The sequence below is a fragment of the Pseudomonas sp. KNUC1026 genome, assembly GCF_021650705.1.
GTDB lineage: Bacteria > Pseudomonadota > Gammaproteobacteria > Pseudomonadales > Pseudomonadaceae > Aquipseudomonas.
This window is the reverse complement of sequence record NZ_CP087138.1, coordinates 2204248-2219133: the sequence shown is the minus strand read 5'-3', so window position 1 is coordinate 2219133 and position 14886 is coordinate 2204248. Positions and strand designations below refer to the sequence as shown.

10 protein-coding genes, 1 tRNA gene and 7 pseudogenes are annotated in these 14886 nt (G+C 65.7%); 8 read left to right on the top strand and 10 right to left on the bottom strand.

The genetic code is table 11. The features are described 5' to 3' along the window. Positions 1-52 precede the first annotated feature (52 nt). The 5 genes and pseudogenes from LN139_RS10240 (at position 53) to LN139_RS25615 (ending at position 3156) form a co-directional block, all read left to right on the top strand. Positions 53-754 carry a DUF3053 domain-containing protein gene (locus tag LN139_RS10240; RefSeq protein ID WP_236359794.1) on the top strand — a complete coding sequence of 234 codons (702 nt, stop codon included), beginning with the start codon at positions 53-55 and terminating at the stop codon, positions 752-754. 215 nt (positions 755-969) lie between these two features. Continuing rightward, positions 970-1407, top strand: a complete 438-nt coding sequence (locus tag LN139_RS10235; RefSeq protein ID WP_236359793.1) for a lysozyme — start codon at positions 970-972, stop codon at positions 1405-1407. A 122-nt stretch (positions 1408-1529) separates the two neighbouring features. Further along, a pseudogene (locus LN139_RS25625) lies at positions 1530-2024 on the top strand (MCP four helix bundle domain-containing protein); the annotation flags it as partial. A gap of 76 nt (positions 2025-2100) precedes the next feature. Then, positions 2101-2253, top strand: a pseudogene (locus LN139_RS25620) (hypothetical protein); the annotation flags it as partial. Between the two features lie 18 nt (positions 2254-2271). Continuing rightward, positions 2272-3156, top strand: a complete 885-nt coding sequence (locus LN139_RS25615; protein ID WP_442964426.1) for a methyl-accepting chemotaxis protein — start codon at positions 2272-2274, stop codon at positions 3154-3156. 164 nt (positions 3157-3320) lie between these two features. Here LN139_RS25615 and LN139_RS10225 read toward each other — a convergent pair. The 8 genes and pseudogenes from LN139_RS10225 to LN139_RS10190 all read right to left on the bottom strand — a co-directional run bounded on the left by LN139_RS10225 (position 3321) and on the right by LN139_RS10190 (position 10008). Further along, a tRNA-Leu gene (locus LN139_RS10225) sits at positions 3321-3406 on the bottom strand. A gap of 103 nt (positions 3407-3509) precedes the next feature. Next, positions 3510-4541: an ABC transporter substrate-binding protein gene (locus tag LN139_RS10220; protein WP_236359792.1), complete on the bottom strand. Its 1032-nt coding sequence runs from the start codon at positions 4539-4541 to the stop codon at positions 3510-3512. Next, a pseudogene (locus LN139_RS10215) lies at positions 4532-5652 on the bottom strand (NAD(P)/FAD-dependent oxidoreductase). The gene LN139_RS10220 and the pseudogene LN139_RS10215 overlap by 10 nt, the downstream one beginning before the upstream one ends. An 11-nt stretch (positions 5653-5663) precedes the next feature. Continuing rightward, a pseudogene (locus LN139_RS10210) lies at positions 5664-7023 on the bottom strand (FAD-dependent oxidoreductase). After that, positions 7020-7310: a (2Fe-2S)-binding protein gene (locus LN139_RS10205; RefSeq protein ID WP_236359791.1), complete on the bottom strand. Its 291-nt coding sequence runs from the start codon at positions 7308-7310 to the stop codon at positions 7020-7022. The pseudogene LN139_RS10210 and the gene LN139_RS10205 overlap by 4 nt, the downstream one beginning before the upstream one ends. A 17-nt stretch (positions 7311-7327) precedes the next feature. Further along, a pseudogene (locus LN139_RS10200) lies at positions 7328-8120 on the bottom strand (ABC transporter permease). 3 nt (positions 8121-8123) lie between these two features. Further along, a complete protein-coding gene (locus LN139_RS10195) occupies positions 8124-8993 on the bottom strand; it encodes an ABC transporter permease (protein ID WP_236359790.1) in 870 nt (289 codons plus the stop codon). After that, positions 8990-10008 (bottom strand): annotated as a pseudogene (locus tag LN139_RS10190) (ABC transporter ATP-binding protein). The gene LN139_RS10195 and the pseudogene LN139_RS10190 overlap by 4 nt, the downstream one beginning before the upstream one ends. A gap of 238 nt (positions 10009-10246) precedes the next feature. On the opposite strand from LN139_RS10190, the pseudogene LN139_RS10185 reads away from it, so the two are divergent. Then, a pseudogene (locus LN139_RS10185) lies at positions 10247-11065 on the top strand (IclR family transcriptional regulator); the annotation flags it as partial. Between the two features lie 297 nt (positions 11066-11362). Further along, the gene (locus tag LN139_RS10180; RefSeq protein WP_236359789.1) at positions 11363-11869 is read left to right on the top strand and encodes a hypothetical protein; all 507 of its coding nucleotides are present in this window, start codon (positions 11363-11365) and stop codon (positions 11867-11869) included. 228 nt (positions 11870-12097) lie between these two features. Here LN139_RS10180 and LN139_RS10175 read toward each other — a convergent pair whose 3' ends face one another. Together LN139_RS10175 and LN139_RS10170 are read right to left on the bottom strand one after the other, a co-directional pair. Further along, positions 12098-13489 (bottom strand): MFS transporter, encoded by a 1392-nt coding sequence (locus tag LN139_RS10175; RefSeq protein WP_236359788.1) that lies wholly within the window; start codon positions 13487-13489, stop codon positions 12098-12100. A 243-nt stretch (positions 13490-13732) separates the two neighbouring features. After that, positions 13733-13978: a hypothetical protein gene (locus LN139_RS10170; protein ID WP_236359787.1), complete on the bottom strand. Its 246-nt coding sequence runs from the start codon at positions 13976-13978 to the stop codon at positions 13733-13735. Positions 13979-14149: 171 nt separating this feature from the next. On the opposite strand from LN139_RS10170, the gene LN139_RS10165 reads away from it, so the two are divergent. After that, positions 14150-14881 carry a GntR family transcriptional regulator gene (locus tag LN139_RS10165; protein WP_236359786.1) on the top strand — a complete coding sequence of 244 codons (732 nt, stop codon included), beginning with the start codon at positions 14150-14152 and terminating at the stop codon, positions 14879-14881. The last annotated feature ends 5 nt before the right edge of the window (positions 14882-14886 follow it).

The following is a 14886-nucleotide window of genomic DNA, read 5'->3' as shown; positions in this document are numbered from 1 at the left end:
GCGCTTTTAGCCGCACTGACACTGCCCAACGATCCTCTGGAGCCTTAACGACATGAATGTCCGCCTCAACCGCCAATGGCTGCTCGCCCTGGCCCTGCCGCTGGTGCTTACTGCGTGTGGCGACAAAGAGCCTGAACAGCGCTCAGCCTTTATCCAGTTCCTGCAAACCCGCATCATCGACAAGCCAGGCGTCCACGTGCCCAAGCCCAACGCGGACGAGTCCAAAGCGTTTGGCCCTTACACCTCCGATTACTCGATCATCACCGACTTCAACAGCGGCATGGACGAGAGCGTCAAGCCGCTCAACGGCTTGCTGCAAAAGGGCGCCGTGCGCTCGCTGGGCGATGTGGTCGCGCGCCGCGACGAGCTCCAGGCTGCCCAGACCGGCCTGAACGACATGGCGTCGCAGATCAAGACCAAACAAGCTGCCGCCGACGCTGCACACGCCAAACTCAAGCAACCTGATGACCTGAAGGCCGTCTACGACAAGGCCTACGAGCGTACCGTCAGCTTGCCGTCAAACACCTTCCTGGAGGTGCTGCCGCAGATCAACGGCACCTTGGCCAGCAGCCTGAAGGTGGCTGATTACGTCAACGCCCACAAAGCGCAGATCGACGTCAGCGGCCCCGCGCCGAAAGTGCAAGACCCGACCGTGCTGAAGGAGCTCAACGGCCTGCTGCAAGACCTCGCCACCCAGGCGCAGGGTGCGCAGCAAGCGCAGGCCAAGGTACAAGCGGTGATGCTGGGCCGCTGAGCCTTGTATTGAATGCTGCTCTCCAGGCCTCGCCTTCGGGCGAGGCCGACTCCTCAACGCTGCCCCGCCAGCGCCTCTGAACCGCCCACGAAACTGCGCTGAACCACGCCCTGAAAATGTCGATTTCAGGCCTGGCGCTGTTCGCCGAACCTGCCTATCACTTGGAAACAGCCCAACCCGACCGCCCGTAAGGCGGTTTTCTCATTGGAGCATTCATGAACACGTCCGAACGTGGTGTCGAGCTCATCAAGGCTTGCGAAGGCTTGCGCCTGAAGGCCTACCCGGACCCCGCCAGCGGCGGCGCCCCGTGGACCATCGGCTACGGCTGCACTGAAGGTGTGAGCCCCAACATGGTCATCGGCCAGCCTCAGGCAGAGGCCATGCTGCGGGAGGAACTGTGCAAGGTAGAGGCGGCTGTCGCCCGGTTGGTTCGCGTGCCCCTGAGCCAGTGCCAATTCGACGCGCTGGTGTGTTTCACCTACAACGTGGGGCAGGGCAACCTGGCGGGCTCGACCCTGCTGCGCAAACTCAACGCCGGGGATATCGACGGTGCAGCGGAACAGTTCGCGCGCTGGGACAAGGCCGCTGGCGCGGTGATGCCTGGGCTCGTCAAACGCAGGCAGGCAGAGCGGGCGTTGTTCGAGGGCCGGTGAGCAGCCCGGCAAGTTTGATACGTTAAAAAGAAGCATTACGTGCCCACCGTACTCCTCAAGCGAAACGGATCCATGCCGATAGTCGGTATCAGGTACACCCATTGCCTATACCGGAGAGCACCATGGCACTGCGCAATATGAATGTCGGCCCGCGGGCCACGCTGTTTTTTGCAGTGATCCTGATGATCGTTGCCCTATTGGGCGGCATGGCCGTCAGCCAGATGTCGAATTTGCGCGCAGTCGAGCAGGATGTGGAAACGAACTGGATGGCTGGGGTGCGCTGGTCTGGCTCGATGAACTCGAGCTCCCTGCGGCTGCGCCTGGAGAGCCTGCGGGCCAGCACGGCGACCGACCCGGCCCTGCGCGAGCAGACCCTGCAGAAGCTGCCCGGCTACCGCAAGGAGTTCCTCGATGCCATCGCGCATTACGGCACCCTGGTCAGCGGCGATCAGGAGCGCGGGTATTACCAGGCGATCGTGACTACCAGCGACGCCTATACGAAGCAGCTCGACCAACTGGAAAGCATCATCCGCACCGGCAACACGGAACAGGCTGCTGCGTTCATCGCCGCGTCCATCCGGCCGCTGACCGATCAATTGCAGACCCAGATCATCACTCTGCGGGACTTCAACGACGACGGCGCCAGGCAGGCAGGTATCGGTGCCCAGGCAACGTACGTAAGCAGCCTGATGGATGATCGGCGGGCTGATCGCCGCGACGTTGCTGGTGACAGCGGTGCTGGCAGCGCTGCTGATCCGCAGCATCACCGCCCCGATTGGCGATGCCCTCAATATCGCCCAGCGCATTGCCCGCAAAGACCTCACCGAGAACATCGTGGTGCAGGGCAAGGACGAGGCCGCGCGGATGTTGGTGGCCTTGGGGCAGATGCAGGGCAACCTGCGGCAGACTGTGAGCCACCTGTCCGACAGCTCGACACAACTGGCCTCCGCCTCCGAAGAAATGTCGGCGGTGACGGACGAAGCCAGCCGCGGCATGGTGCGGCAGAACGATGAGGTGAACCAGGCGGCCACCGCGGTCACCGAAATGAGCGCGGCAGTCGATGAGGTGGCGCGCAACGCCGCCGGCGCCGCTGAAGCCTCTCGGGAAACCGAAGGCCTTGCCCGTGTGGGGATCGACAACGTCGCGCAAACACTGGCTGCGATCGAGAAGCTCTCGGTCAACGTTGTCAGCACCGCCAGCCAGGTCCAGACCCTCTCGACGCGCACCCAGGACATCAGCAAGGTGGTGGAGGTGATTCGCGCGATCGCCGAACAGACCAACCTGCTGGCACTCAACGCTGCCATCGAGGCCGCGCGTGCGGGTGAGCAAGGCCGGGGCTTTGCGGTGGTGGCGGATGAGGTGCGCGCCCTGGCGCACCGTACCCAGCAGTCGACTCAGGAAATCGAACAGATGATCGGCGCCATCCAGAACGACTCGGTGCAAGCCGCTCGGGCCATGGATGACAGCCGGCAGATGGCCGACGACTCCAATGCCGTGGCGCAACTGGCCAATAGTTCGCTGGTGCAGATCGCCCAGGCCATTACGGTGATCAACGAGCGCAACCTGCTGATCGCCACCGCGTCGGAAGAACAGGCTCAGGTGGCGCGCGAGATCGATCGCAACCTGACCAGCATCCGCGACCTCTCTACCCAGAGCGCGGCCGGTGCCAGCCAGACAGCTACGGCCAGTGCCGAAGTTTCTCGCCTGGCGGTGGGCTTGAGCCGGGTGGTGGGGGAGTTCACGGTCTGAAAGGGCGGCGACGCCTGGGCGCACCTGTCGAAGGGCAGGTGCGTGCCTTGATTCAGCGGTAAATCATCGGGCTGAAGAACCCGAAGGGGAGATTGCGGACTGCGGCCCCTTTTCAAGGACCAGCAAAATAATGCGGCTGCATGAGCTGCAACCTGCGCCAACCGTGGTGCCCGAAGCCGGACTCGAACCGGCACGCGGTTACCCGCGAGGGATTTTAAGTCCCTTGTGTCTACCATTTCACCATTCGGGCGGCTGAAAGCGCTGCGCCGCGTAAGCCCTTGAACATCAAGCACTATCGCGGACGAGGGCTGCGACTATATACAGCCCGCCGCCCTCAGGCAAGGCCTGGGTGCCTAGCGCTCCACCTGGCGGTTCCAGCGTGCGTTCCATTGCGGGCGCAGCTTGTTGACCTGGTCCCAGTCGATGGTTACTGCGGTCTTCTGGTAGGCCTGCATGGCCTCCACTTGCGCGCGGGTCTTGTCGGTGGTGGGGGTGTTGGGGTTCGACGGGATCTGGTCGCCCAGCTCCAGCGCCGGTGCCTGCGCCTCGGGGCTCAGCAGAAATTCCGCCAGCTGCTGCGCCAATTGCGGCTGGTCGTTGTTGGCCACGGCGCATTCAGCGACGTTCAACACCACCGCACCCTCCTTGGGCTGGGCGTATTCCACCGGGATGCCCTTGAGCTTTAGTGCCGTGACCTGCGTGGGCGTAAGCGGGAACAGCGCCGCTTCGTCGGTCTGCACCATCTCTGAAAGCTTCGCCGAGCTTGGAATGTACTCAAGCACGTTGCGCCCGACGGTTTGCGGCCAGGCCTTGAAGCCGGGGTCGACGTTCTGCTCGTCGCCGCCCTGCAAGCGGTTGAACATCAAAAAGCCGTGCAACCCGAAGGTGGAGGATGACAGCGACTGGAACACCACTTTGTCCTTGAAGCGCGGGTCGGCCAGGTCCGCCCAGGAGGTGGGTACCGCCCAGCCTTTTTCCTTGAACAACCGGCTGTTGTAGGCAAGGCCGGTGACGCCCAGGCTCACGGCCGCCGCCTGGTCCTTGATCAACGCGTTGGGCGGCAGTTGCGCCAGCGTGGCGCTTTTGGCGAGTGGGCTGCACAGGTTCATGCTGATGGCGCGGTACATCACACCGTCGTCCAGAAACATCACGTGAATCGGCGGTTTCTCGGGGCTGGCCTGGACCTTGGCGAGGATGTCGGCCGAAGTGCCAGGCACGATCACCACTTTCACCTGGTGCGCCTTTTCGAAGGCCGGGAGGATATTGTCGGCGTAGAGCCGTTCCATGGTGCCGCCGTTCATGCCCAGGTACAACGTGGGCTCGGCGAGGGCGGCGGTGCAGGGCAGGCAAACGGTGGCGGCCAGCAGCCGCAGGGTCATGCGCATGGGGCATTGCTCCTAGTCGAGGTGCGGAAACGTTCGATGGAAAAAGCCTTGAGGCTGTGGCGTGGTTCGCCCAGCAGGATGCACTCGGCCAGTGCTTCGCCCGCCGCCGGGCCGATCTGAAAGCCCGCACCGGCAAAGCCGAAGCCATGCAGCAGGCCGGGGGTGGTGGCGCTGGGGCCGAGCACCGGTTCGCGATCGGGCAGATAGCCTTCGGTGCCGCTCCAGGTGCGGATCGCCTGCGCCCCGGCCAGGGCCGGGTACAGCTCGCAGGCGTTGCGCAGGATATCGAGCACCGCCAACTGGCCGGCGCGGGCGGTACTTTCGCCCAGTGCAAAGCCTTGGCCGCCACCCAGCACGCAGTTGCCGCGTGCCACCTGGCGGGCATAGATGCCGCCGCCTTCCACGCCAGTGCTTGCAGTCATGAACAGTGGCAGAGGCTCGGTGACCAACATGGCCGGGTGGCCGGCCACCAGCGGCACCGGCTCGCCGACCTGCGCGGCCAGCCCTGCGGCCCAGGCGCCGGCGCAGTTGAGGAGCCAGCGAGCGAAGAAGCGCTGGCCGTCTGCAGTGTGAACGGTGAAACCCGCGTCGCTCGGCTCTACGCGGGCCACGGCGCACTGCTCATGCACCTGTGCGCCATGGCGCCGTGCCGCCTGTGCGAAAGCGGGGACACCAGGCGCGGGTTGGCGTGGCCATCTTCGGGGCAATACGACGCGCCGGCGGCGATGTCGCCGACCCAGGGAAAGCGTGCACGCAGTTGCTCGCGGTCAAGCAGTTGCAGGCCCAGATCGAACGGCTCGCTGAGCTGTGCCCAGCGCTGCAACGCGGCGAAATCCGCCTCGCTGCGTGCCAGTTTCAAGTGGCCGGAGCGCACGTACTCGCCGTCGATACCCAGCAAGGCGGGCAATTGCCCCCAGATCTCATGAGCGCGGCATGACAACGGCAACTGCACAAGCGAGCGCCCCTGCCGGCGCACACCGCCATAGTTGACCCCGCTGGAGCGCGAGCCACAAAAGTCGCGCTCCAGCAGCGCCACCTGCTTACCCGCGCGAGCCAGCCACAAGGCTGCGCTGGCGCCGACGATGCCGCCGCCGATGATGATCGCATCCATGTGCTGGGTGCTCATGGCTTGACCTCCACACCAAAGGGCAGGGGCTTGATCGGTGCCTGCGCGCGTAGCCGGCCTATCTGCTCCAGAGTGCGGCCGCTCTCGCAGGCGATCAGCTCGGCTGCGGCGGCGCCACACAGGCGCCCCTGGCAGCGGCCCATGCCTACCCGGCAGGTGGCCTTGACCCGGTTGATCTCCCAGTGGCCCTGGCGTACAGCACTGCGGATGTCGCCCGCGCTCACCTGCTCGCAGCGGCACACCACCATTTCATCGGCAGCATCGGCAGCCCACCGCTCGGGGAAGGGAAAGGCCCGCTCCAGGCCCGAGCGGAAGCGCTCGAGCGATGCCAGGCGCTGTTGCAGCTCGATGCGCCGCGCGGGGTCGACGTGCAGCCCGCGGTCGCCGAGCAGGCTCAGCGCCGCCAGCTCGCCCGCGACTTCAGCGGCGTCGGCGCCCAGAATGCCGGCGCCGTCACCGGCGAGGTAAACGCCCGGCACACTGGCGCGCCCGCCGCCGTCACGGGTGGGCAGCCAGGCGCGATTCGCTGCGCTCCAGTGGAAGGCGCAACCCAGCAGGTCGGCCAGTTGGGTTTCGCTGCGCAGGGTGTGGCCGAAGGCGAGAGCGTCGCAGCTCACCTGGTGCGCCTGGCCGTTGGCATCCTCCCAGTTCACAGCCTGCACGCGCTGCTTGCCTTCGGCACTGAGCACGCGTGCACCGGTGTGTATGGGCACGCCGTGCAGCCCTAGCCAGGCGCGGTAGTAGAGGCCTTTGGCGAAGGTGGTGGGCTGAGCGAGCAGCGCCGGGGTCGCACGCGCCTGGGCCGACAGCGGCGCGCTGTCGAGCACCATCAGTGGCCTGGCGCCAGCCTTGGCGTACTGCCAGGCCAGCAAGTAGAGCAGCGGCCCACTGCCGGCCAGCACCAGGTGCTCGCCGAGTGCGCAAGCCTGAAACTTCAGCGCAATCTGCGCCGCGCCCAGGCTGTAGACCCCCGGCAGCGTCCAGCCTGGAATCGGCAGGATGCGGTCGGTGGCGCCGGTGGCGATGATCACCTCGGAAAACGCCAGGCGCTCGGCCATACGGCCCTGATGCAAGGTGTCGAGCCACGGCGTTTCAGCGTTCCACACCAGCGTCTCGGCGGTAGTCCAACTGCCCGGCAAGCTGGTCCAGTGCACCGTGCAGCGTTCGCGCCTTGCGCCGCTCGAAGCCATACAGTTGCGCGGCGCTGCGGCTGAACCCCGGCGGTTGCTGGCGGTACACCTGGCCGCCGCCGCGTGCAGCTTCATCTAGCAGGATCGGGCGCAGCCCATGCGCGCAGAGCGTCTTGGCGGCACGAATGCCGGCAGGGCCAGCGCCGACGATCACCACCTCGCTCATGGCCTGCGCCCCGCTTCGCGCTGTACGCAGGCGCCGGGCTCGAGAAAGGTCGAGCACGCGCGTACCCGGCGGCCATCGCCTAGCTGTACCCAGCAATCCTGGCAGGCGCCCATCAGGCAGAACCCGGCGCGCGGTTCGGCATTGAAGTCGGCACCGCGCAGGTATTCGGCCTGGGTAAGGATGGCGGTGAGCAGGGTGTCGCCGGCCAGGCCCTCTGCGGGCTGGCCGTCGAGGGTGAAGGGCACGCGGGCGCGGTGGGTTTCGGCGAGGCGTCGGAGCAGGGCCATGGCGCGGTTCCTCGGGGTTACTGTTTGCCCACCAGCACACGGTCCAGGCCGTAGATGCGGTCGAGCAGGATCATGGTTGCAGCGGTGAGGGCGATCACCAGCGCCGAAACGGCTGCCATCATCGGGTCGATCGACTCGGTGGCGTAGACGTACATGCGCACCGGCAGCGTCTGGGTCGCCGGCGAAGTCACGAAGATCGACAGCGTGACCTCGTCGAAGCTGTTGATGAACGCCAGCAGCCAGCCGCCGGCAACGCCGGGCAGGATCATCGGCAAGGTGATCCGGCAGAACAGCGCGATGCGCCCTGCGCCCAGGCTCAGGGCCGCCTGTTCGGCGCTGCGGTCCATGCCGATGGCGGCGGCCAGCACCAGGCGCAGCACGTAGGGCGTAATCACCAGCACGTGGGCCAGCACCAGCCAGCTGAAGCTGCCGTTGACCCCCAGCAGGGCGAACAGCCGCAGCAGCGCGACCCCCAGCACCAGGTGCGGAATGATGATCGGCGACAGGAACAGGCCATTGAGCAGCCCACGGCCGGGGAAGCGATAGCGCGTGATCGCGAGCGCTGCCGGCACTGCGATCAGCGTTGCCAGGCTTGCCGCGAGGGCCGCCAGGCGCAGGCTGTTGAGGAAGGCGTCGAGAAAATCCTGGCGCTCGAACACCGCTTCGAACCAGCGCAGCGAAAACCCCGCCGTCGGCAGGCTCAGGGTGTTTTCAGGGTGAAGGCCACCAGGCACACCACCAGCAGCGGTGCCAGCATGAACAGCATCACCAGGGCATGAAACTCAAGGCCAGCGGGCCGTTGCGGGTCATGGCTCAGGCTCCCAGAGTGCGTTGATAGCGGCGTTCGACCAGGCGGTTCCAGCCCAGCATCACCACCAGGTTCAGCAACAGCAGCGCCACCGCCAGGGCGGCGCCCATCGGCCAGTTCAGCTCGGCCAGGTACTGGTCGTAGATCACCGTGGCGACCATCTTCAGCCGCCGCCCGCCCAAGAGGCCGGGGATGGCGAAGGAACTGGCCGCCAGGCCAAACACGATCAACGTGCCGGAGAGCACCCCCGGCACCACTTGCGGCAGCACCACGCTGCGCAGCACCGTCCACTGGCTCGCGCCCAGCGACAGCGCAGCCTGTTCGGCGGCAGGGTCGAGCTTCTGCAGCGACGTCCACACCGGGATGATCATGAACGGCAGCATCACGTGCACCAGCCCCACGATCACCGCGAACGGGGTGTACAGCAGCTTCAATGGCCGGCCGCCGAGCGCCACGAGGGCCTGGTTCACCAGCCCGTCGGCGCCCAGCAGCAGGCTCCAGCCAAACGCCCGCACCACGACCGAAATCAACAGCGGCGTCAGCACCAGGATCAGGAAGATCGAGCGCCACGGTGCGCCCATGCGGCTCAGCACGATCGCTTCCGGCACGCCGATCAGCACGCACAGCAGCGTCACCAGAAAGCTGATCCAGAAGGTGCGAAAGAAAATCTCGTAGAAGTAGGGGTCGCCCAGCAGCGCACGGTAATGCTCAAGGGTGTACTGCCCGGCCTTGATGCCGGTTTCGTAGTCGAACACGTTGAACGAGAGCTCCAGGGTCAGCGCCAGTGGCAGTACCAGCAGGGTGCTGAACAGGATCAGTGCCGGCGCGCTCAGGCCGTAGCCTGCGCGGGCGTCTCGCCAGAAGGTCGTGCTCATGCCGCCACCTCGCCTGGCTCAAGCACCCGCAGCAGGGCGTCGTTCCAATTCAGGCCCAGCAGTGTGCCTTCTTCATGGCTGGCTGGCCGTCGTCGCGTTGCACCACTGTCAGCTCGCCGACCGGGGTGCGCAGCCGATACAGCCATTGGCTGCCGAGGAAGAAGCGTGCCAGGACTTCGCCTTGCAGGCGGCCCTGGCCTGGAAGGCACAGGTCGATCTTTTCCGGGCGCAATGACAGCTGCAGGCTGCCCTGCGGGTCAACCTGTGGCCCCGCGTTGTCAGCGAGCGAGCCCGGCAGCGCATTGGCCTTGCCGACGAAATCGGAAATGAAGCGCGTGCGCGGGTGTTCATAGAGGCGGTAGGGTGCGTCCACCTGGGTCACGCGGCCGGCCTCCATCACCACCACCCGGTCGCTGATCGACAGGGCTTCGGCCTGATCGTGGGTGACCATCAAGGTGGTGATGTTCACTTCGCGCTGGATACGGCGGATTTCGAACTGCATCTCTTCGCGCAGGTGGGCGTCCAGGTTCGACAGCGGCTCATCGAGCAGCAGTACCGGCGGTGCGATGACCAACGCCCGGGCCAGGGCCACGCGCTGGCGCTGGCCACCGGACAGCTCACGCGGGTAGCGCTCGGCGTGTGCGCCCAGGCGTACCAGCGCCAGAGCCTGATTCACACGCTGGGCCAGCTCCGGCGCCGGCACCTTGCGCATGCGCAGGCCGAAGGCGACGTTGTCGCGCACGCTCATGTGGGGAAACAGCGCATAGCTTTGGAACACCACCCCCAGGCCGCGGCTGGCGGGTTTGGCGTGGGTGATGTCGCGCCCGCCCAGCAGGACGCGCCCGGCACTGGCTTCCACGAAGCCGGCGATCATCTGCAAAGTGGTGGTTTTGCCGCAACCGGAGGGGCCGAGCAACGAGACGAATTCGCCCTGCTCGATGGCAAGCGAAGTGCTCGCCACCGCCCAGGTGGCGCCGTACTGCTTGCTGAGGTTTTCAAGGGTCAGAAATGCCATTGCGTCACGCTCCTCAGTGCACGCCCGCAGTGAGCGGGCACGGTAGATAGGCAGGGGCGAAATGGCCTTGCAGTCGGACGGTGGCGCTCGCTTCTGTGGCGGCGGCCGGTGATTGTGGGTATCGCCCTATGGATCTGAGGTTAGGCCGCCGCTAGGATCGGCGACAAGTCATGTTTTCACTCAATGAGATATTTCTTTCTTAAATTCCGGTGAGTGAAATTAAGAGGTCATCACCTTTATGCAAGATTCCAGTGATCAAAAGTCCGATGCCGGGGTGGGTGCTGCCAGTCGGTTGTTTGCAGTGTTGCGGGCAATGGCGTCGGCGAGCCCTGAGGGTGAAAAGTTGACTCACCTGGCGCAGCGTGTGGCGCTGTCGCAGCCCACCACCCACCGCCTGCTGCGGGCGCTGATCGAAGAAGGGGTGGTCGAGCAGTGCGCAGGCAGCAAACGCTATCGGCTGGGCCTCGATTTTTTCGCCCTGGCCGCCCAGGCCGGGCGTGCCGGCAACCTGCGCGAGATCGCCCGGCCGAGCCTGTTGCGGCTGTCGGCCTCGCTGGGTGATTCGATGTTCCTGCTGGCCCGTGCAGGTTTCGAGGCCATGTGCCTGGATCGCTGCGAAGGCCTTTACCCCATCCGCACCTTCACCGGCGACATCGGCGGGCGGATGCCGCTGGGCGGCGGCCAGGGTGCGCTGGCGATCCTGGCCTTCGTGGCCGAAGAGGAGCGCGAGGAGGTGATTCGCTATAACCTGCCCAGGCTCAAGGATGAGCACCGCTACGACGAGGTGCTGCTGCGAGCGGAGATCGAAAATGTGCGCCAGCGCGGCTATGCCGACCGCAACACCGGCGTGCTCGACGGCATGGCCGGGCTGGCGGTGCCGATCCTCGACCGCCAGGGCCATGCCGTGGCAGCGCTGAGTGTGGCCACGCTCACCGAGCGGCTCAACGACCAGCGCCGGCCGATGGTGGTGGAGATGCTCAAGCGCGAGGCGGCGTTCATCGGGGCGAAGGTCAACCCGTTCGATCCTGCGCTGCGCCGGCCCTCGGCAGGGTTTGGCCGACAGGCTGCTGGGGAGCACGTCGCTGAGCTCGGCGATTATCCGCTGCCATTGTGCGTCGCTGTAACGCGAAAACGCAGCGGGCAGCGAGCACATCCCTCGCGCTGCTTCTTCGATATGCAATCGGACCTGCGGGTGCGCATGCAGCCTCGGATGCGCGCAGGCTCGATACAGGCAGAGGGTGAGCAGGTCGCTGCTGTCGCGCAGGCCCAGTGACCGGGCCTGCAGTATCATTTTCAGCGCTTGGCTTGCAGCGTTCGGCGGCAGCGGCGTTGCGCCATGCCAGAGGTTGGTGAAATGCTCCAGCGGAGCGCGTTGCGCAGCGCGCCACAGGTTGAGCAGGCGTTTGATCAGGGGCACATGCGCCAGGGCTTGTTCGGCACGTACGCATTGCGCGTCGGTCGCGACGCCTGCCGCTGTCCATTGCTGGATGCTGCCCCAGCTCGTGGGTGCCCACCAACCTTGCACCGGCCCCAGCACGCTGCCCAATCCATCGTTCAGGATGCTGGCCAGCAGCTCCAGGCGCAGTGGCTCGTACCAGGCCAGCGCGGCACCGCCTGCCTCGGGCAGCGCGCCAGCCTGGCGCGCGAGGTGCCGGGCGACCTCGGCAATCGGCGCCACGCTGTGCAGCCAGCCACACACGTACCGCTGGCCGGCGCTCTGTTCGGTGCATGCGTGCGCGAGGCTCGCGTGAAGTGCAGCCTCTGCCAGGGCTTGGCCGGGGCCGGCCAATCGGCACAGCAGTGGTTGATGGGCAGGGCTGTGCGCCAGCATCTGGCGTGGCACCCGGCAGGTTTGCGCTGAGCCTAGTGTCTGGCTCAGGTGCTGCGCGCCCGGTGCACCGCCTGCTGGGCAGGGGGCCAAGGGGTCCAGCAGCAGGTAGAGGAAATCAGTGCCCGGCAGGGCGTTGGCGAATGCCAGCAAGCTTTGGCCAGGTGAGTCGGGCGAGGGCATGGCAGCGCTTCCAGTGGCTCATGAAGCTGCGCATGGAACCATGCCCGTGGCCGGCAGATAAATCCGCCGTGGTCTGAATCAGTGAGCGATGCGTTCCAGCGCCAGGTTGCGGGTGCGCGGCCCGAAACCGCCGATGGTCAGGGTCACGATCAGCATGCTGCTGACGATGAACGCGAGCACCCCCGGTGTGCCGAAATGCTCCAGGAAGAACCCGATCATCAGGCTGCTGAACACCGTCGACAGCCGGCTGAACGAGTAGCAGAAGCCCACCGCGCGGGCGCGGATGGAGGTTGGGAACAGTTCGCTCTGGTAGGAGTGATAGGCAAAGGTGAGCCAGGCATTGCAGAAGGTCACCCCGACTCCGCAGGCGATCAACCCGGTGGGCGTGCTTTGCGCGGCGAACAGGGTGCCGAAGATCACCGTGCCGATGGCCGAGCCTACGATCTGCCATTTGTTCTCGAAACGGTTGGCCCAGCGGGTGAACAGCAACGGCCCCAGCGGGTAGGCCAGGGTAATGATGAAGGCATAGCCCAGGCTGTGGGTCGCCTCCATGCCCTTGCCGGCGAGCAGGGCGGGCAGCCAGTTGCCGAAGCCGAAAAAACCGATGGCCTGGAAGAAGTTGAACACGATCAGCATCAACGCCCGGCGCCGGTACGGCGGCTTCCAGATGTCGGCGAAACGGCCCTTGGGCTCGAATTCGGCGTGCTCCACCTCGGGCGGCGGCAAGCGCTGGCGCAGTTCCTCTTCGCAGCGCTGTTCAAGGCGTACGACCACCGCGTCCGCCTCGTCGAAACGGCCCTGCTGCGCCAGCCAGCGCGGCGACTCGGGCAGGCGCTTGCGCAACCACCAGATGAACAGCGCGAACACCGCACTCGCCAGCACCACCCAGCGCCAGCCATCGATGCCGAGCGGTGCTTGCGGCACCAGCCACCAGCTCATCAGCGCCACCGCCGGTACCGACAGGAACTGCACGAAAAACGCAAAGGCAAAGGCCGAGGTACGCATGCGCTTGGGCATCAGCTCGGAAAGGTAGGTGTCGATTGTCACCAGCTCGATGCCCAGGCCGATGCCCACCAGGAACCGGCAGAGGATGATGGCCATGGCGCTGGACTGAACGCCCATCAGCACGGTGGCCAGGGTGTACCAGATCAACGCATAGGTGAACACCGCGCGCCGGCCGAAGCGGTCGGCGAAGGGGCTGAGCAGGCTGGCGCCGACGAACAGGCCAAGGAAGGTCGCCGAGGCGAAGGCGGCCTGGTCCGACACGCCGAACGCGCCTTGTGCGCCAGTGGCGAAGATGCCGGCCTTTATCAGGCCAGGGCTGATGTAGGCCGTCTGGAACAGGTCGTACAGCTCGAAGAAACCGCCGATCGACAGCAGCGCTACCAATCGCCACAGGCTCGGTGTTGCGGGCAAACGGTCGATGCGGGCGGAGAGGGCGGCCACACGGGCCTGGGGTTCGGTGGGCATGAATGGGCCTTCGGCTGGGCGAAAGGCTCATTGTAGGAAGAAGATGAAATATTTGTTGGCGAAAATCAGCTTGCTAAGCGTTCATTGGCCGGTCGGAGAAATGACCGGGGTGCAAATGGCCTCGTCGCGCGGCTAGCCGCCCTCCCACCGTTTGATCTGGACAGCCGTCGCGCCGCAAGCCGTCCCACGAAATGCTGACTCCCGTGGGAGGCCGGCTTGCCGGGCGACTGTTTGCCTCATCACCTAGAACTGCCGCCCATGGTCCAGATGCTGATCCACCAGCCATCGCCCATGAGCCAGCGACGCCTGCTGCGCCGCATCCAATTCTGCAAGGAACGCCGATTGCACCGGCAACGGCAGCCGGCGAGTGATCACCCCGTCAGGCGGTGTGATCCTGCAGCCACCCGCCCAAGGAGTCGGAATGCCGGGGTGTTCTTCGACCTGCGCCTCGATGACGTGGTCGCGGTGAGTGCATTGAGCAACGGTCATGATGCCGCCCTCCGTATCGCGTGGATGTCTACAGAAGAGCGCGGCTGCCGGTGAGGGTTCCGGACGATCAGACCTGCGGCGGGTTGACGGCCTGTGGCCACCGGTCAATACTTCGCCCCAGAATTCATATAGATGACTGCATAAATAAAATAACAACCAGGAGCCTACCGCATGCCGGCATTGCCCAGCGACGAACGCCTTCCCCTTTACCAGCGCCTGCGCGACGCGCTGGCACGGCATATCAGTGAAAACCGCTGGAAGGCCGGAGAGGCCATTCCTACCGAAGCGGTGCTGGCCGCCGACTACGACCTCTCCATCGGCACCGTGCGCAAAGCCATCGACATGCTCGTCAGCGAGCGCATCCTGGAGCGCCAGCAGGGGCGTGGCACTTTCATCCGCCGTGCTCAGTTTCAGGACTCGTTGTTCCGCTTCTTCCGTTTCCAGACCGCCGAGGGCGAGCGCCGCATCCCGCAGAGCCAGGTACTGGCCGTAGACGTGCTGCCTGCACCTGCCGAGGCCGCCAAGGCCTTGCAACTGCCCGACGGCGAGCCGGTGATTCACCTGAGCCGCCTGCGCCTGATCGATGGCCAACCGGTACTGGCCGAGGACATCTGGCTGCCCAAGGGGCCGTTCGAAGCCATCCTCGGCAAAGACCTCAACCAGGAAGGTCCGCTGCTTTATCCCCTCTACGAAGAGTTCTGCGGCCAGGTGATCGCTTCGGCCGACGAAACCCTGACCGCCGAGCCTGCCGATGAGCGCAGCGCGGGCCTGCTCGGTATCGCCGCCCACAGCCCGGTGGTGCTGATCGAGCGGCTGGCCCGCGGTTATGCCGGCCAGCCGCTGGAGTGGCGACGTTCGCGCGGCCATGCCCAACACTTTCGCTACAGCGTAGAGATCCGCTGAGCGCC